Source organism: Arthrobacter sp. zg-Y916, from assembly GCF_020907385.1.
Classification (GTDB): Bacteria; Actinomycetota; Actinomycetes; order Actinomycetales; family Micrococcaceae; genus Arthrobacter_B; species Arthrobacter_B caoxuetaonis.
The window spans coordinates 106,012-122,670 of the sequence record NZ_JAJJOD010000005.1 but is presented as its reverse complement, the minus strand read 5'-3'; the positions used below and the strand labels follow the sequence as shown (position 1 = coordinate 122,670).

Annotated in this window: 15 protein-coding genes; 8 read left to right on the top strand and 7 right to left on the bottom strand. The window is 66.8% G+C overall.

Translation table 11 applies throughout. From position 1 onward, the window contains the following. Window positions 1-52: 52 nt before the first annotated feature. From LOC59_RS10110 to LOC59_RS10095, 4 genes are read right to left on the bottom strand one after another with little or no spacing between them, the layout of a single operon-like run. Window positions 53-1,546, bottom strand: a complete 1,494-nt coding sequence (locus LOC59_RS10110; RefSeq protein ID WP_229971767.1) for a sodium/solute symporter — start codon at window positions 1,544-1,546, stop codon at window positions 53-55. A 6-nt stretch (window positions 1,547-1,552) separates the two neighbouring features. Continuing rightward, window positions 1,553-1,930 (bottom strand): DUF485 domain-containing protein, encoded by a 378-nt coding sequence (locus LOC59_RS10105; RefSeq protein WP_227894850.1) that lies wholly within the window; start codon window positions 1,928-1,930, stop codon window positions 1,553-1,555. Next, the gene (locus tag LOC59_RS10100) at window positions 1,927-2,649 is read right to left on the bottom strand and encodes a LytR/AlgR family response regulator transcription factor (RefSeq protein WP_227917402.1); all 723 of its coding nucleotides are present in this window, start codon (window positions 2,647-2,649) and stop codon (window positions 1,927-1,929) included. Before LOC59_RS10100 ends, LOC59_RS10105 begins: the two co-directional genes overlap by 4 nt. A 37-nt stretch (window positions 2,650-2,686) precedes the next feature. Further along, the gene (locus LOC59_RS10095; RefSeq protein WP_229971765.1) at window positions 2,687-3,883 is read right to left on the bottom strand and encodes a sensor histidine kinase; all 1,197 of its coding nucleotides are present in this window, start codon (window positions 3,881-3,883) and stop codon (window positions 2,687-2,689) included. 224 nt (window positions 3,884-4,107) lie between these two features. On the opposite strand from LOC59_RS10095, the gene LOC59_RS10090 reads away from it, so the two are divergent. Both LOC59_RS10090 and LOC59_RS10085 read left to right on the top strand, forming a co-directional pair. After that, entirely contained in the window at window positions 4,108-4,479 is a 372-nt protein-coding gene (locus LOC59_RS10090; RefSeq protein ID WP_227894848.1) for a DUF485 domain-containing protein, read from the top strand. Beyond that, the gene (locus LOC59_RS10085) at window positions 4,476-6,098 is read left to right on the top strand and encodes a solute symporter family protein (protein WP_229971763.1); all 1,623 of its coding nucleotides are present in this window, start codon (window positions 4,476-4,478) and stop codon (window positions 6,096-6,098) included. The genes LOC59_RS10090 and LOC59_RS10085 overlap by 4 nt, the downstream gene beginning before the upstream one ends. Before the next feature lie 67 nt (window positions 6,099-6,165). Here the strand turns inward: LOC59_RS10085 and LOC59_RS10080 are convergent, their stop codons facing one another. Further along, on the bottom strand, window positions 6,166-6,645 hold the full coding sequence (locus tag LOC59_RS10080; protein WP_227894846.1) for an Lrp/AsnC family transcriptional regulator: 480 nt from the start codon (window positions 6,643-6,645) through the stop codon (window positions 6,166-6,168). A gap of 169 nt (window positions 6,646-6,814) precedes the next feature. Here LOC59_RS10080 and pdhA point away from each other — a divergent pair, with 169 nt between their 5' ends. The 3 genes from pdhA to LOC59_RS10065 are packed head-to-tail and all read left to right on the top strand — an operon-like array spanning window position 6,815 to window position 10,361. After that, window positions 6,815-7,966 carry a pyruvate dehydrogenase (acetyl-transferring) E1 component subunit alpha gene (gene pdhA / locus LOC59_RS10075; RefSeq protein ID WP_442860584.1) on the top strand — a complete coding sequence of 384 codons (1,152 nt, stop codon included), beginning with the start codon at window positions 6,815-6,817 and terminating at the stop codon, window positions 7,964-7,966. Beyond that, the gene (locus LOC59_RS10070; protein ID WP_227894845.1) at window positions 7,963-8,985 is read left to right on the top strand and encodes an alpha-ketoacid dehydrogenase subunit beta; all 1,023 of its coding nucleotides are present in this window, start codon (window positions 7,963-7,965) and stop codon (window positions 8,983-8,985) included. The genes pdhA and LOC59_RS10070 overlap by 4 nt, the downstream gene beginning before the upstream one ends. Continuing rightward, window positions 8,982-10,361, top strand: a complete 1,380-nt coding sequence (locus tag LOC59_RS10065) for a dihydrolipoamide acetyltransferase family protein (RefSeq protein WP_229971761.1) — start codon at window positions 8,982-8,984, stop codon at window positions 10,359-10,361. Before LOC59_RS10070 ends, LOC59_RS10065 begins: the two co-directional genes overlap by 4 nt. A gap of 95 nt (window positions 10,362-10,456) precedes the next feature. Here LOC59_RS10065 and LOC59_RS10060 read toward each other — a convergent pair whose 3' ends face one another. Beyond that, complete coding sequence (locus tag LOC59_RS10060; RefSeq protein ID WP_227894843.1) at window positions 10,457-10,930, bottom strand: GNAT family N-acetyltransferase; 474 nt, start codon at window positions 10,928-10,930, stop codon at window positions 10,457-10,459. A gap of 39 nt (window positions 10,931-10,969) precedes the next feature. Further along, entirely contained in the window at window positions 10,970-11,584 is a 615-nt protein-coding gene (locus LOC59_RS10055; protein WP_227917345.1) for a TetR/AcrR family transcriptional regulator, read from the bottom strand. A 148-nt stretch (window positions 11,585-11,732) separates the two neighbouring features. On the opposite strand from LOC59_RS10055, the gene LOC59_RS10050 reads away from it, so the two are divergent. From LOC59_RS10050 to LOC59_RS10040, 3 genes are read left to right on the top strand one after another with little or no spacing between them, the layout of a single operon-like run. Further along, complete coding sequence (locus LOC59_RS10050; protein ID WP_229971759.1) at window positions 11,733-13,337, top strand: carboxyl transferase domain-containing protein; 1,605 nt, start codon at window positions 11,733-11,735, stop codon at window positions 13,335-13,337. 4 nt (window positions 13,338-13,341) lie between these two features. Then, window positions 13,342-15,465 carry an acetyl/propionyl/methylcrotonyl-CoA carboxylase subunit alpha gene (locus tag LOC59_RS10045; protein ID WP_229971750.1) on the top strand — a complete coding sequence of 708 codons (2,124 nt, stop codon included), beginning with the start codon at window positions 13,342-13,344 and terminating at the stop codon, window positions 15,463-15,465. After that, window positions 15,452-16,615: an acyl-CoA dehydrogenase family protein gene (locus LOC59_RS10040; protein ID WP_227917348.1), complete on the top strand. Its 1,164-nt coding sequence runs from the start codon at window positions 15,452-15,454 to the stop codon at window positions 16,613-16,615. Before LOC59_RS10045 ends, LOC59_RS10040 begins: the two co-directional genes overlap by 14 nt. Window positions 16,616-16,659: the final 44 nt, after the last annotated feature.

The following is a 16,659-nucleotide window of genomic DNA, read 5'->3' as shown; positions in this document are numbered from 1 at the left end:
CCCGCCAAGCGAGATAGCAGAAACTGCTATCTCGAATTGTGTGGGAGAGGGATCAGGAGCGGAAGATTCGCTCCGGGGTGTGGATCCTGGCCAGGAACCGCGACGTTCCACCGGGCACCGCCCCGGCAGTCCGCACCGAGACGCCGACCATCACGGCGAACGCTGCCGGCACGGTCCACGCCGCCGGCTGCTCCAGCCACACGGGCACAGCCGTACCCGAGACCGAAAACAGGCCGCCCGCAATAATCGCCCCGCCGCAGAGCAAGGCTCCGGTGAGCATTCCCGCAACAGCACCGGGCGCGGTGAGGCGCCGCCACCAGATTCCCAGCAGCAACAGTGGGCACAGGGTCGACGCCGTGAACGCAAACACCATCCCGACACTGCCCGCCAGCGCCTGTGTATTGGTCAGCAGCGCGATCCCCAGCGGGACCGCTGCTGCCATCAGGGTTGCGGTCCGGAAGCCGCTGATGCTCCCGCGAAAGAACTCCTGGCTGATGACTCCGGCCAGGGACACAATCAGCCCGCTGCTTGTGGAGAGGAACGCTGCGAAAGCGCCTGCTGTCACGAATGCCGCCAGCAGGTCGCCGAGGGCTCCGTCAAAAATCCGTGCCGGGAGCAGCAGCACCGTCGCATCGGCCGAGCCCTCCGAGGCCAGTTCGGGCAGGTAGATCCGGCCCAGGACCCCGTAAAGCGTGGGGAAGAGATAAAAGACCGACAGCAGTCCCAGCACGATCAGGGTGGTCCGGCGGGCCGAAACACCGTCTGGGTTGGTATAGAACCGCACCAGCACGTGCGGCAGGCCCAGTGTTCCGCACAGCAGCGCAATGCTCAGGGAAATATTGCGGTACACCGAATCGGCCATTTCCGTGGCGGTGACGGCGCCGGCGTCAAAGGCAGCGCCGTCCCCGGTCCAGGAGACGCCGTCGGCCCCCAGCCGGAACAGGATGAACAGCACCGGCACCGCCAGTGCCACGAGCTTCAGCCAGTACTGGAAAGCCTGCACGAAGGTGATGGAGCGCATCCCGCCGCTCAGCACGCTGAGGCACACGATCACCACGACAGCCACGGAACCGGCCCAGCCCGGCAGCCCGGTCGTCAGCCCGACGGTGAGGGCGGCGCCGTGCAGCTGGGGGACGATGTACAGCCAGCCCACTGCCACGACCAGCAGGCTGGTGACCCGGCGGACCGCCACGGAATCCAGCCGGGCCCGGGCGAAATCCGGCACGGTATAGGCGCCTGAGCGGCGCAGCGGTGCGGCAACGAACAGGAGCAGCATCAGGTATCCGGCGGTGTAGCCGATGGGGAACCAGAGCGCGTCCGCGCCGGAAACCAGCACCAGGCCCGCGACACCCAGGAAGCTTGCGGCGGAGAGGTACTCCCCGCCGATGGCCGAAGCGTTCCACCAGGGCTTGACCGTCCGGGACGCCACGTAGAAGTCGCCGGTGGTGCGGGAAATGCGGAGACCATAGGCGCCGATCAGCAGGGTTGCTGCCGTCACCGCAGCTAAGGCGGCATAGCCAACGCCGGGACTTACCTCCCAGCTCACGCCGTCCTAGCCTTCATCGAGCAGGTCCTGGAAACGTTTTTCGTTCCGGTTGGCGCTTCGGACATAAAGGGCGCCGCTGACGATTACGAGCGGATAGACGCCCAAGCCCAGCAGCAGCCACGGGACAGGGATGTCGAATATTTCGACGGCGCTGAGCTGGGGTACTGCTGCCAGCAGCAGGGGTACGCCCACCATGATCAGGCCGAAACCGCCGGCCACCACCAGTGCCAGCCTCAGCTGGGACCGGATCAGGGATGACAGGAATACCTCGCCGACCTCGGACTGCTCGTCGAGTTCCCGGGCCACCGGGAAAACGGCCGGAGCCGCGCCCGGGGCGCGCGGAGCCGTGACCCGTACCCGCTGCGGAAGGTTCGCGCTGTTCATGCAGACGGCCTGACCCGGCCGGAGGCCAGGGTGCTTCGGACGGTGGGCAGGTGCCGCCGGCTCACCGGCAGTTCTTCGGAACCGATCCGGATGCTCGCCCGCCCGGCGGACAGCCTGACCTGGCGGATCTGGTGCCGGGCCACCAAATAGGAGCGGTGGATGCGCAGGAACCCGGCGTCCGCCCACTGGGTCTCCAGCTCGGCCAGGGGAATCCGCACCAAGTAGCTGGCATCGGCTGTGTGGAGGCGGGCGTAGTCGCCCTGGGCCTGCACATAGCGGATGTCCTCGCGCCGGATCATTCGGGTCGTGGCGCCCTGCACCACGGTGACGACGTCGCCGTCGTCGGCCTCCGTCCCGGCCAGCGTCTCGCAGATGCGCCGCACCGACTCGGTGAGCCGCTCCGGACGGACCGGCTTCAGGAGGTAATCCAGGGCGGCGAGTTCGAAGGCATCCAGGGCGTGGTCTTCATCGGCGGTGACAAAGACGACGGCCGGCGGCCGCTCCTTGCGGGACAGTGCCCGTGCGATGTCCAGCCCGGACAGGGCAGGCATGTGGATGTCCAGAAAGACAGCGTCGATGTCAGCGGTCTCGATCGCGTGCAGTGCCTGGGCTCCGCTGGACGCCCGGTGCACCGTGCCGATGCGGGCGTCCCGGCCCAGCAGGAAGGCCAGCTCTTCTACGGCCGGCGCTTCGTCGTCGGCCACCACCACGTTCAGCAGCTTTGCGGATTTCGGCATGGAAGACAGACTACTTTGTTCAGGTCCGGTGTTCGGGCTGCGACTTGGGGATTCTCATGGTGATAAGGGTTCCGGCCCCGACGGCTGTATCGATCACCAGACCGTGCGCGTCGCCGTACAGCTGGCGCAGGCGGACATCGACGTTGCGCAGGCCTACGTGGTCACCGTCGGCATGCCCGGCCAGCAGGGTGCGCAGTTTCTGCGGATCCATGCCCACGCCGTTGTCTTCGACGGTGATTTCGGCCATCGCGCCGGCGTCCCGGGCGGAGATGGTGATGTGGCCGTCGCTTTCCAGGGCTTCCAGTCCGTGCCGGACCGAATTCTCCACCAGCGGCTGCAGGGACAGGAACGGAATGACAGTGCCCAGGACTTCAGGGCTGATCTGCAGGGAAACCTTCAGCCGGTCGCCGAAGCGTGCCCGTTCCAGCAGCAGGTAGCGGTCGATCGACGTCAGTTCTTCTGCAAGGGTGGTGAAATCCCCGTGCCGCCGGAAGGAGTACCGGGTGAAATCGGCAAACTCGACCACCAGTTCCCGGGCACGCGCCGGGTCGGTGTTGATGTAGGAAGCAATCGCGTTGAGCGAGTTGTAAATGAAGTGCGGGCTGATCTGCGCACGCAGGGCCTTCACCTCCGCTTCCATGAGCAGGGCGCGGGAGGTGTCCAGTTCGGCCAGCTCCACCTGGGCAGCCACCCAGTCGGCTACGTCATTCGTGGCCCGGATCAGTCCGGCGCTGATCGTCGGGGCGAAGATCCCCAGGGTTCCCGCGGCGGCACCGTTGACCCGCAGCGGGCAGATCAGCAGCTGGCCGCCGTCGTCCAGCCCCAGAGCCCGCAGCGCCGGACCGCGGAAGACCTTCGTGCGGCCGCTGTCCTGCACGGAGCGGGCCGCGAGCAGCACACACTCACGGCGCTGGGGTGTGTCCGCCAGCGATCCCTCCCACGCCAGCACGGCAGCGGTGTCGGTCATGAGCAGCGTTTCGCAGCGCAGCAGCCCGCGCAGGTGCCGGCTGGCCCGCGACGCCCCGGCCGGAGTGAGCCCGGACCGCAGGTGGCGGGAGGCGAGCGACGCCGTGTGCAGCGTCGCATACGCGGCACGTTCGGCGTCGGACCCGAGGTCCCGCTGGGAACGGCTCAGGCGGTACCCCAAAGCGGCCACAGCGGCGAGGGTCAGCACGGCAATGGCGCAGACCAGGGCGACGTCGACGGCTGCAGGCATGCCCACCAGACTACCCACTGAAGGGGAGCGCCGGAGGCACCCGGCATGCCGTTGGGCGCACGGATTGCTCCGTTCACCGACGCAGGTGCGGCGAAAGTGGCCCCAGGGACCCGCGGCTTGGAAAAGTGATCCCCATCACAACCGGCGCGTTGGTGTCCGGGGTCCCCGATGGATTCCAGGCTGCGATGCCGTACCGCCGTACGTGCCCTACCCAAGGAGGAGAGATGGCTGAACCCCAGCCACAATCACACCCCGGAAGCGCGGCACCAGTCGACTTCCAGGAAGTCCAGCGGTCGCCGCAGTTCCAGGAGCTGCGCAAACGCCAGCGCAGCTTCATTTTCCCCATGGCCGTAGTGTTCCTGGTCTGGTACTTCGCCTACGTCCTGCTGGCCGATTATGCGCATGACTTCATGTCCACGCCCGTTATCGGCAACATCAACATCGGCCTGATCCTCGGGTTGCTGCAGTTCGTCAGCACCTTCGGCATCACCATGTGGTACGTCAGCTACGCCAACCGCCGCCTTGATCCGATCGCCTCCGACCTGCGCGGCGAGCTGGAAGCCAAGGGCGTTTCCCTTCCGGAGGACACCAAATGAGCACCCTCTACATCCCCGCCGTCGTCACCGCTGACGCCGTCCGGGAAACCGGCTGGCTGAATATGCTGATCTTCGGCCTGTTCGTTGCCGTCACCCTTGTGGTGGTGCTGCGCGCCAGCCGCAACAACAAGACCGCAGCGGACTACTACGCAGCCGGCCGCTCCTTCACCGGACCGCAGAACGGCACCGCAATCGCCGGGGACTACCTCTCGGCCGCGTCGTTCCTGGGCATCGTCGGAGCCATCGCCATCAACGGCTACGACGGCTTCCTGTACTCCATTGGCTTCCTGGTGGCCTGGCTCGTAGCCCTGCTGCTGGTCGCTGAAATGCTCCGCAATACCGGCAAGTTCACCATGGCGGACGTGCTTTCCTTCCGCCTGAAGCAGCGTCCGGTGCGCATTGCCGCGGCCACGACCACGCTGGCTGTCTGCTTCTTCTACCTCCTGGCCCAAATGGCCGGTGCCGGCGGACTGGTAGCCCTGCTGATGGGCATCGATACCAAGCTGGGCCAGTCCCTGGTCATCACCGTCGTCGGCGGCCTCATGATCATCTACGTACTGGTGGGCGGCATGAAGGGCACCACCTGGGTGCAGATCATCAAGGCCTGCCTCCTGATCGCCGGAGCCGGCATCATGACCATCTGGGTCCTTGCGCTCAACGGCTTCAACCTTTCCGAGCTGCTCGGTTCCGCCGTCGAGATGTCCGGCAACGCCGCGATCCTGGATCCGGGACTGCAGTACGGCAAGTCCGAAACCTCCAAGCTGGACTTCATCTCGCTGGGCCTGGCCCTGGTGCTTGGCACCGCAGCCCTGCCCCACGTGCTGATGCGTTTCTACACGGTTCCCACAGCCAAGGAAGCCCGCCGCTCCGTGGTCTGGGCCATCTGGCTGATCGGCCTGTTCTACCTGTTCACCCTGGTGCTCGGCTACGGCGCAGCTGCCCTGATCGACCGCGAAACCATCCTCTCGGCTCCCGGCGGCGTAAACTCCGCGGCACCGATGCTGGCCTTCGCACTCGGCGGACCGGTGCTGCTGGGCGTCATCGCAGCCGTCGCGTTCGCCACGATCCTGGCCGTGGTGGCCGGCCTGACCATCACCGCAGCCGCGTCCTTCGCCCACGACATCTACGCCAACGTGGTCCGCAAGGGCAAGGTCGATGTTGACGGCGAAGTGAAGGTCGCCCGCCGCACCGTTGTGGTGATCGGCGTCGTCTCCATCCTGGGCGGCATCGGCGCCCAGGGGCAGAACGTGGCGTTCCTCGTCGCCCTGGCGTTCGCCGTGGCTGCCAGCGCCAACCTGCCCACGATCATCTACTCGCTCTACTGGCGCCGATTCAACACCCGCGGTGCTGTCTGGAGCATGTACGGCGGCCTCGGATCAGCGATCGTGCTGATCATCTTCTCGCCGGTGGTCTCCGGCGCGGAAACCTCGATGATCACCGGAATGGATTTCTCGATCTTCCCGCTGAACAACCCGGGCCTGGTCTCCATCCCGCTGGCCTTCTTCCTGGGCTGGCTGGGAACGGTCACCAGCAAGGATAACGAGTCGCCCGAGAAGCAGGCGGAAATGGAAGTCCGCTCGCTCACTGGCGTCGGCGCGGAAAAGGCTGTGGACCACTAGCCCAATACCGCACAGAAAAGGTGCCCTCCCGGCCTTCCGGGAGGGCACCTTTTGCGTGTCTGCGAACCTATTCGGCGCCGGCCGCCGGACCGCGGTCAAGCAGCGGCGCCACCCGGTAGGGGATCAGTTCACCCATGGCCAGGGTGGTGTCAGAACGTTCGACGCCGGGCACGGCAAGAATCGCCTTGTTCACCCGGAACAGGTCCTCGGCATCCAGGGCCACGATCCGCAGCAGGATGTCCGCGGCTCCGGTGAGACCATGGGCCTCCACCACTTCAGGGATGGCGGAAAGGTCGGCAGTGATGTCTGACAGACGCTGCTGCTGGACGTGCACGTGCACGAACGCCATCAGCGGATAGCCCAGGGCCACGGGGTTGATGCGCCGTTCAAAGGAGAGGAACGCACCCTTCTTTTCCATCCGCGAGAGCCTGGCCTGGACGGTGTTCCGCGAGATGCCCAGGCGCGACGCGAGCGCGACGACGGTGCGCCGCGGGTCGGTTGCCATGGCCCGCAGGACACGGAAATCGGTAAGGTCCAGAATCTGCATAGTGCGCAACGGTAGCACGGTGAAAATCCTGTTGGCAGGGCAGGATGCCCAGTTTGCTGACGTGTGGTTGTGCCACCTGCGCGGTGTGAGTAGGGTCACACCTATCCGGGCAACGGCGCCCGGGCATCAGGTTCGGACCCCGCCACCCCAGGGGCCCCAACACGGAAGGATGCGTATCAAAGTGTCCCTGCATATCCCGGTAGACCATCCCGAAAACACCGGAATGGAACCCCGCAACCCGTTCGTCCAGCTCATCCGCCCTGACGGAACGCGCGTACCGGATGAGCTCTACGACCACTGGGTCGACGACGTTGACGCCGAGGTCCTGCGCGGACTGTACCGGGACATGGTCCTGGTACGGCGGATCGATACCGAAGCAACGTCGCTGCAGCGGCAGGGCGAACTGGGACTCTGGCCTCCGCTGCTGGGCCAGGAAGCAGCCCAGATCGGTTCCGCCCGGGCACTGCGCAGCTCCGACTTTGTCTTTAGCAGCTACCGCGAGAATGCGGTGGCCTACTGCCGCGGCGTCGGGTACGCCGACCTCATGCGTGTCTGGCGCGGCAATGCCGCCGGTGGCTGGGACCCGTATTCCGTCAATATGGCGCCCACCCAGGTGATTATCGGCGCCCAGGCCCTGCACGCCGCCGGTTACGCGATGGGCATCGCCCAGGATGGCATGGACGACGCCGCGATCAGCTACTTCGGTGACGGCGCCACGAGCCAGGGCGACGTCAACGAGGCCATGGTCTTTGCCGCCAGCTTCCAGGCCCCGGTGATCTTTTTCTGCCAGAACAACCAGTGGGCCATTTCCGAACCCGTAGGCCTGCAGGCACAGATCCCCGTCTCCAACCGGGCGCCCGGCTTTGGCATCCCGGCCATCCGGGTGGACGGCAACGACGTCCTGGCCACGCTCGCCGCAACACGCGTAGCGCTGGACCGGGCGCGCAGCGGGGGAGGGCCCACCTTCATCGAAGCCGTCACCTACCGGATGGGTCCGCACACCACCGCCGACGACCCCACGCGCTACCGGGACCAGGCCGAAGTGCTCGAATGGCAGGAGCGGGATCCGATCAGCAGGCTCTCCGCCTACCTGCAAGGACAGGGAGAGTTCGACGACGCCTTCCGCGCCTCGGTGGAACAAGATGCCAACACGCTCGCCGCCGAACTCCGGGCGGCCTGCCTGGACCTGCCGGACCCGGGCCCCGACGAGGTCTTCGCCCACGTGTACGCCGAACCCAACAGCTGGCTGGACCGCCAGGAGCAGCATTACCGCCAGTACCGCTCGATGATGGAGCCTGCCGCGGAAGGCGGAACACGATGAGCAGCATGGGTTTTGGCCGCGCGATTACCGCCGGCCTGCACGACGCCATGGCCGAGGACCCCAAGGTGCTCCTGATGGGGGAAGACATCGGCAAGCTCGGCGGGGTCTTCCGCATCACCGACGGGCTGCAGGCGGAGTTCGGCCCCAAGCGGGTGATGGACACACCGCTGGCCGAATCCGGGATCATGGGGACCGCCGTCGGGCTGGCGTTCAGGGGATACCGCCCCGTAGTGGAGATCCAGTTCGACGGGTTCATCTATCCGGCGTTCGACCAGATCGTTTCGCAGGTCGCCAAGATGCATTACCGCACGCGGGGCGCCGTTAAACTGCCGCTGACCATACGGGTGCCCTTCGGCGGCGGCATCGGGTCTCCGGAGCACCACTCGGAGTCCCCGGAAGCCTACTTCACCCACACCTCCGGCCTGCGGGTCATCAGCGTCTCCAATCCGCAGGACGCCTACACGATGATCCGGCAGGCCATCGCCAGCGATGATCCGGTGCTCTACTTCGAACCCAAGCGCCGCTACCACACGAAGGGTGAGGTCAGCCGGACGCTGGACGGCGCCTTGCCGATGGGTGCTGCGCGCGTGGCCGCGGCGGGAAATGATGTCACCCTGGTGGCCTACGGCCCCCTGGTGATGACGGCCCTTGACGCTGCCGTCGCAGCTTCCGACGAGGGCATCTCCGTTGAGGTGATCGATCTGCGCTCGCTCTCGCCGGTGGACTACGACGCCGTCGAAGCCTCAGTGCGGAAGACCGGCCGCCTGGTCATCACCCATGAGGCGGCCCAATCCGGCGGGCTGGGAGCAGAGATAGCCGCAAGTATTACCGAACGCTGCTTCGACTTCCTGGAGCACGCACCCGTGCGCGTGACCGGGTTCGACATTCCTTATCCGCCGGCCCGGCTGGAGAAGCACCACCTGCCGGACCTGGACCGGATCCTGGACGGCGTGGACCGGGTCATGCGCCGCCCGAACTCGCAGGACCGCCCCCGCGCGCTGGCAGGGGTGCAGGCATGATCCGCGAATTCCGGCTTCCGGACCTCGGGGAAGGACTGACCGAATCCGAGATCCTCTCCTGGCGCGTTGCCGAAGGGCAGTCCGTCACGCTGAACCAGGTCATCGCCGAGGTGGAGACAGCGAAGGCCGTCGTCGAGCTTCCGTCGCCTTTTGAAGGCGTGGTGGCCAGGCTGCACGAATCCGTTGGGTCCGTGGTGGAGGTCGGGTCTCCGATCATCAGCTTTGACGTTGCGGATCCGGCCGGAACGTCCGTGCCGGCAGGAACAGCGCCTGTGGAGGACGCTCCGCGCCGGCAGCCCACCCTGGTGGGCTACGGCGCGGAACCGGACAAAGCGGGCCGCCCGGCGCGCCGGCCGCGGCCAGGACTGTCCGCTCAGCCGGCCCCGGCACCGCCGATGCCCCCGGCCCCGGCCCCGGCACCGGCCCCCGTGCCCGTTGCGCCTGATGCCGTTGCGGCCGGCAACGTCGAGGTGCTGCCCGAGCGGCCGCGCTCCACCCCGCCGGTACGCAAGCTCGCCCGCGACTTGGGCATCGACTTGGCCGGCATCTCCGGCAGCGGACCGGAAGGACGGATCCTGCGTGCCGACGTCGAAGCGGCAATCGGCTCGAGAGATGACCTAGGCATGCAGGCCGGTGCACAGCCCGTTGTTGCGGACGCGCCGCACCTGGGCCAGGGCCGCGAGGAACGGGTGCCGATCGCAGGAATTCGGAAGCATACGGCGGCTGCCATGGTGGCCAGCGCGTTTACTGCGCCGCACGCTACCGTCTTCCTCACGGTGGACGTCACACCTTCCATGAACCTGCTGGAAAAGCTGAGGGCACGCAAGGAGTACGACGGCGTTCGGCTTACCCCGCTGGTCCTGGCTGCCAAGGCAGTCTGCCTGGCGCTCCGCCGCCACCCGGGGCTGAACGCCCGCTGGGATGAGGCGGCAGGGGAGATCATCCGGTACCGGTACGTGAACCTGGGCATTGCGGCGGCCACCCCCAGGGGACTGATGGTGCCCAATATCAAGGACGCCCAGGAGCTGGGATTTCGGGAACTGGCCCTGGCCATCTCGGACCTCGCACGGACGGCACGGGAAGGACGCACTCCGCCGGCCGCGCTCTCCGGAGGAACCGTGTCCATCTCCAACGTAGGTGTCTTTGGCGTAGATGCCGGGACCCCGATCCTCAATCCCGGTGAGGCAGTGATCCTGGCCCTCGGGGCAGTGCGGAACCAGCCCTGGGAGTACGAGGGCGGGATTGCACTCCGCCAAGTGACAACGCTGAGCCTCTCCTTCGACCACCGCCTGGTGGACGGAGCGGAAGGCGCAGCATTCCTCCGGGATATCGGGGACGTACTCGGCGAACCGGCGATGGTCCTGGCGATGGACTAAGGCCGGCCGGCCACCGGAGACGCTTAAGAGGAAAGGACCCCCTTCCACGCCGGAATACCGCGTGGGAAGGGGGTCCTTCCGAACAAGTGTGTGCCTCAGTGCTGCGCCAGTTCGAGTTCCAGTTCGCGCACCACGGCGCCCCGGGCATTGGCGAAGCTCTGTGCCTCGCCGATGACCTTGAAGCCGTAGCGCTCCAGGATGCGGATGGAGCTGACGTTGTCCGCCACGGCGCGTGCGCGGATGGGACGCTCCGGGAACTCCTCCAGGAACAGCCCGACCGCCGCCGTCGTAATTCCCTGTCCCCAGCGGGAACGGTCGATCCAGTAGCTGATCTCCGGGACGTCGCCCTCGCGGTAGGCGAGGATCGAGCCCACTACCTCCCCGTCGGCAACAATGGTGCGCACGGTGATCCCGGTGTCACTGAGGATTTGCTGCCAGTGGAGGTCAAAGACACCACGGTCGGACGGATTCTTGGCGGCAAAGGCAGCCATATGGTTGGCGCCCGGGTCCAGCTGGTGGCTGAAGAACTCATCCAGGTCCGCTGGTACTACGGCACGAAGCTCAATCACGGCAGGTCTTTCTGCTCGGGGTGTTTGCTCTCCAGCCTACTAGGCATTCAGTGCTGCCCATGCCATGCGCTCCAGCAGATCACGGAGCCGAACGGTCTCGCGCGCCGTGGTTTTGCTGGTCAGCGTGTGGGAGGTGGAGTTGATCAGACCGAAGACAGCCTGCGCGCGGTGGCGCAGCAGCGGCAGTCCCGAATCCGGGTGCAGGGCGGAGATTGCATCTACCCAGACCTCCACGTATTGGCGCTGGAGGGAACGGACCGTGCGCTCATCGTCTTCGGGCAGGCTGGCCAGGTCGCGGTCCTGGACGCGGATCACGTTCGACTGGCGCAGGGCGAAGTCCACCTGGAACTCAATCAGGCCGGTGAGCGCTTCTTCAGCCGTGCTGGATTCGGCGACGACGGCGATTCCGCCCTCCAGCAGGTCCTTGCTGACCCCCACCAGGAGGGCAGAGAGAACAGCAGGCTTGCCGCTGAAGTGCCGGTACACCGCCGGTCCGCTCACCCCGGCAGCGGCGCCAAGTTCCTCAATGGAAACCCCGTTGTACCCGCGTTCAGCGAACAGTGCTGCTGCGGCGTCGAGCATGGCGGCGCGGCGGGACGCCTTGGCCGCACTGCGCCCTGTGGTGGCGTGCGGTGTACTTTTCGTGACTTCCATGCCTGCCTTTCCCGGTCCTGAACGTGGGCAACGTCTTCCATTGTGGTGGACAGGTCAGTTAATAGCCACTAACCTGATTCGGGTTAGCGGACATTAACCGGCGCCGGTCTCGGCGCAGGTCCCCTTCCACCCCAATCTAAGGAAGTCGATGGAGACCCTTACCACCGGACTGGACACCGCGTCAGCGGCCTACGCCGCCAACGAGTCCGCCCAGCGCCTCCTCGCCGAAGAGCTGCACAAGCGCCTGGCCCAGGCAGCACAGGGCGGACCGGAACGCTCCCGTGAACGCCACACGGCCCGCGGCAAGCTGCTTCCGCGCGAACGGGTTGAGAAGCTTCTGGACGATGGCAGCCCCTTCCTGGAGATCGCTCCGCTCGCTGCCACCGGGATGTACGGGGACGAATGCCCTGCAGCCGGGGTGATCGCGGGCATCGGCCTGGTCCACGGGCGGCAGGTGATGGTGCTCTCCAACGATGCGACGGTCAAGGGCGGCACCTATTACCCCCTGACCGTGAAGAAGCACCTCCGGGCACAGGAGATCGCCCTGGAGAACCGGTTGCCCTGCATTTACCTGGTGGATTCCGGCGGCGCGTTCCTGCCCATGCAGGATGAGGTTTTCCCGGACCGTGAGCACTTTGGGCGGATCTTCTTCAACCAGGCGAAGATGTCAGCGGCCAAGATCCCGCAGATCGCCGCTGTCCTGGGCTCCTGTACCGCGGGCGGGGCCTACGTGCCGGCCATGAGCGATGAGACGGTGATCGTGCGCAACCAGGGCACGATCTTCCTCGGCGGGCCGCCGCTGGTGAAAGCCGCGATCGGTGAAGTGGTGACCGCCGAGGAACTGGGCGGCGGGGAACTGCACTCGCGCACCTCCGGAGTCACCGACCACCTGGCCGAGAACGACGAGCACGCACTGGAAATCGTCCGCGACATTGCCGAGACGTTTCCGGACCCGGTCCCGGCGTGGACACCCGCCCCCGCCGTCGAGCCGGCCGTCGATCCTGAGGAACTCTACGGAGCCGTTCCCACGGACCTGCAGACCCCCTACGACGTCCGCGAGATCATCGCCCGCATCACTGACGGCAGTTCCTTCCACGAGTTCAAGAAGGAGTACGGCACCACCCTGGTCACCGGATTCGCCCGCCTGCACGGGCACCGGGTCGGGATCATTGCCAACAACGGCGTGCTGTTCAGCGAATCGGCGCAGAAAGGCGCCCACTTCATCGAACTGTGCGACCAGCGCGGCATACCGCTGGTCTTCCTGCAGAACATCTCCGGCTTTATGGTCGGCCGTGACTATGAGGCCGGCGGAATCGCGAAGCACGGAGCCAAGATGGTCACCGCCGTCGCCACGGCACGGGTTCCGAAACTGACGGTGGTAGTGGGCGGCTCCTTTGGCGCCGGCAACTACTCCATGTGCGGCCGCGCCTATTCGCCGAGATTCCTCTGGATGTGGCCGGCAGCCCGGATCTCCGTGATGGGCGGGAACCAGGCGGCGTCGGTGCTGGCCACCGTCCGCCGTGACGGGCTGGAGGGCCGCGGGGAGGAATGGAGCTCCGAGGAAGAGGAAGCCTTCCGGGAACCGATCCGCCAGGACTACGAGGCACAGGGCAGCCCCTACTATTCCACCGCCCGCCTGTGGGATGACGGCATCATCGACCCCCGCGACACCCGCAGGGTCCTGGGCATGGCGCTGGACGTGTGCGCCAACGCTCCGCTGCCCGAAACCTCCTTCGGCCTTTTCCGGATGTGACGACATGACCTTTGACACCGTATTAGTTGCCAACCGCGGCGAAATCGCCTGCCGCGTGATCCGAACACTTAAGCGCATGGGCCTTCGCACCGTCGCGGTGTACAGCGACGACGACGCCGGCGCCCGGCACGTGCGCGAAGCCCACTGCGCCATCCGGCTGGGTCCCGCGGATCCGCGGCACAGCTACCTGGACGCCGAAGCAGTGCTCGCAGCGTGCCTGGCCAGCGGGGCCGGAGCCGTCCACCCCGGCTACGGCTTCCTGAGCGAGAACGCCTCCTTCGCCCGCCTGCTGCAGGACAACGGAATCGCCTTCATCGGCCCCGGGGTCAAGGCCCTGGAGCTGATGGGGGACAAGATCCGGTCCAAGAACCATGTCTCCGGCTACGGGGTTCCGGTGATTCCGGGCATCGCGGAACCCGGGCTCAGCGACGCCGAACTGATGGCCGCCGCAGACTCCGTCGGCTATCCGCTGCTGATCAAACCCTCGGCAGGCGGCGGCGGAAAAGGCATGCAGGCCGTGGCCCAGCCCGGTGAACTGCCCGCCGCCCTTGCCTCCGCCCGGCGGGTGGCGGAGTCGGCCTTCGGGGATGACACGCTGTTCCTGGAACGGCTGATCATGGCGCCGCGCCACATCGAGGTCCAGGTCCTGGCCGATATACACGGGAACGTCATTCATCTGGGTGAGCGCGAGTGCTCGCTGCAGCGCCGGCACCAGAAGGTCATTGAAGAGGCGCCCTCGGTCCTGCTGGACACCGCCACCCGGGAACGGATCGGCGAAGCGGCCTGCGAGGCGGCACGGTCGGTGGACTACACCGGTGCCGGAACAGTGGAGTTCCTGGTCTCCGGCCAGGCACCGGATGAGTTCTTCTTCATGGAAATGAACACGCGGCTGCAGGTGGAGCATCCGGTCACGGAAATGGTGACCGGGATCGACCTGGTCGAATGGCAGGTGCGGATTGCCGCCGGGGAGGTCCTGGATCTCTCCCAGCAGGACGTGCAGCTGACCGGCCACGCCGTGGAAGCGCGGGTGTACGCCGAAGACCCGGCCCAAGGCTTCCTTCCCACCGCCGGAACCGTGGAGCTCTTGGCGGAAGTCCAGGGGGAGGGGATCCGCACCGATTCCGGGCTGGTGCAGGGCCAGCGTGTCTCCTCCAGCTATGACCCGATGCTGGCCAAGGTCATCGCGTGGGGGCCCGACCGGCAGAGTGCGCTGGCGCGGCTGGATGCAGCGCTCGCGGACACGGCGATCCTGGGTATCGGAACCAACATCGAATACCTCCGCCTGCTGCTCGCCGATGACGACGTGCAGGCCGGGGAACTGGACACCACGCTGATCGAGCGGCGCCTGCCCGGACTGCGGTTCCGGAGCGCGGACGACGTTGAACTCGCCGCAGCCGGGCTCCTGCGGCTGGCAGCGCTGCAGGAAAAGGGGCAGCCCTCTCCGTCGGACGGTTCGCCCTGGCACGGTTCGCCCTGGTACCGGGCCGACGGCTGGCGGCTTGGCGGGACCCGTCCGCTGAGCGTCGCCGTCACTGCCGGCGGGACCGCACACACCGTGGAAATCACCGGTACGCCCCAGGCCGCCCGGGTACGGATCGACGGCGGGGCACCACGCACCGCGTCGCTGGAGAGTGAACCGGGCGCCGGGGCAGGACAGGCGCGGCTGGCGCTGGACGGCGTCGTGCATTCCCTGCGCTTTGCCCACACGCCGGGAAGCCCGGAAACCGGTGCCGAGCTGTGGACCTCCCGCGGGGGATACACCGCAGTCCTGGGCCTGCCTGACCGGAAACAGCGCCTGCGCGCCCGGCTGGCTGCTTCCGGACGGGTCGAGGGTGCCGCGGATCCGGTCCTCCGCTCGCCGATGCCGGGAACCGTCGTCACCGTTGCGGTCCAGGACGGAGATGCCGTAGACGCCGGACAGGTGCTGCTCAGCGTCGAAGCCATGAAAATGGAACACCAGCTCACCGCACCCCTCGCGGGAAGAGTGTCAATCTCGCTGCGCACCGGAGACCTCGTGAAGGCCGGCCAGGTCCTGGCGTCCGTCACGCCGGCTGAGGCAGCCCAAGACGGCAGCGATCCAGCCACCCCCGCACCGCCAACCGAAGGAGCAGGCCATGCCCGGATTTGAACTGAGTGAAGAGCACCAGGTGCTCTCCGATACCGTGCGCGAGTTCGCCGACGAAGTCGTCGCCCCCGTCTCTGCCCGGCACGACGAGGAGCACAGCTTCCCGTACAAGGTCGTCGCGCAGATGGGCGAGATGGGCCTCTTTGGGCTGCCGTTCCCGGAGGAATACGGCGGCATGGGCGGCGACTACTTCGCCCTGGCGCTGGCCCTGGAGCAGCTGGCCCGCGTGGACCAGTCCGTGGCCATCACGCTGGAGGCCGGCGTCTCGCTGGGAGCAATGCCGATCTACCGTTTCGGCACCGAGGAGCAGAAGCAGCGGTGGCTGCCGGCCCTGGCCGAGGGCTCCGCGCTCGCAGGTTTTGGGCTGACCGAACGAGAGGCGGGATCGGACGCCGGAGGCACCAGGACCACGGCGCAGCTCGACGGCGGGGAGTGGGTCATCAACGGCAGCAAGGAGTTCATCACCAACTCCGGCACCGACATTACCTCCCTGGTCACCGTCACCGCCGTCACCGGTATCTCGGAGAACCCCGACGGCTCGGTGCGCAAGCACATCTCCACCATCATGGTTCCTTCCGGCACCCCCGGGTTCACCGTAGAAAAGGCCTACAACAAGGTGGGCTGGAACGCCTCCGACACCCATCCGCTGACCCTGGACAACGTCCGGGTGCCCCAGGAGAACCTGCTGGGCTCCGAAGGCCGCGGTTTCGCCAACTTCCTGCAAATTCTGGACGAGGGGCGGATCGCGATCGCTGCCCTGGCTACCGGCGCGGCACAGGGCTGCGTGGACGAGGCGCTGCGCTACGCCTCCGAGCGGCAGGCGTTCGGCACCAGCATTGGCAGCAACCAGTCGATTGCCTTCAAGATCGCCCGCATGCAGACCCGGGCGCACACCGCCCGGCTGGCCTATTACGACGCCGCAGCGCGGATGCTCGCGGGCAAGCCGTTCAAGACCCAGGCCGCCATGGCCAAACTCGTGGCCGGGGAGGCAGCCATGGACAACGCCAGGGATGCGACCCAGGTCTTTGGCGGCTACGGTTTCATCAACGAGTTCCCGGTGGCACGGCACTACCGTGACTCGAAGATCCTCGAGATCGGTGAAGGTACCTCCGAGGTTCAGCTCATGCTTATTGCCCGCGAACTGGGGCTTTGAGCGCGTTACCGGTTGGTCAACGGCGATTAACGAACGGACGGCTC

What these genes read in the sequence shown, in the direction of transcription:
- LOC59_RS10105 (WP_227894850.1), bottom strand. Translation starts at nt 1,930, where the DNA reads ATGAACAGCGCGAACCTTCCGCAGCGGGTACGGGTCACGGCTCCGCGC.
- LOC59_RS10095 (WP_229971765.1), bottom strand. Translation starts at nt 3,883, where the DNA reads ATGCCTGCAGCCGTCGACGTCGCCCTGGTCTGCGCCATTGCCGTGCTG.
- LOC59_RS10090 (WP_227894848.1), top strand. Translation starts at nt 4,108, where the DNA reads ATGGCTGAACCCCAGCCACAATCACACCCCGGAAGCGCGGCACCAGTC.
- LOC59_RS10085 (WP_229971763.1), top strand. Translation starts at nt 4,476, where the DNA reads ATGAGCACCCTCTACATCCCCGCCGTCGTCACCGCTGACGCCGTCCGG.
- LOC59_RS10080 (WP_227894846.1), bottom strand. Translation starts at nt 6,645, where the DNA reads ATGCAGATTCTGGACCTTACCGATTTCCGTGTCCTGCGGGCCATGGCA.
- pdhA (WP_442860584.1), top strand. Translation starts at nt 6,815, where the DNA reads ATGCGTATCAAAGTGTCCCTGCATATCCCGGTAGACCATCCCGAAAAC.
- LOC59_RS10070 (WP_227894845.1), top strand. Translation starts at nt 7,963, where the DNA reads ATGAGCAGCATGGGTTTTGGCCGCGCGATTACCGCCGGCCTGCACGAC.
- LOC59_RS10065 (WP_229971761.1), top strand. Translation starts at nt 8,982, where the DNA reads ATGATCCGCGAATTCCGGCTTCCGGACCTCGGGGAAGGACTGACCGAA.
- LOC59_RS10055 (WP_227917345.1), bottom strand. Translation starts at nt 11,584, where the DNA reads ATGGAAGTCACGAAAAGTACACCGCACGCCACCACAGGGCGCAGTGCG.
- LOC59_RS10050 (WP_229971759.1), top strand. Translation starts at nt 11,733, where the DNA reads ATGGAGACCCTTACCACCGGACTGGACACCGCGTCAGCGGCCTACGCC.
- LOC59_RS10045 (WP_229971750.1), top strand. Translation starts at nt 13,342, where the DNA reads ATGACCTTTGACACCGTATTAGTTGCCAACCGCGGCGAAATCGCCTGC.
- LOC59_RS10040 (WP_227917348.1), top strand. Translation starts at nt 15,452, where the DNA reads ATGCCCGGATTTGAACTGAGTGAAGAGCACCAGGTGCTCTCCGATACC.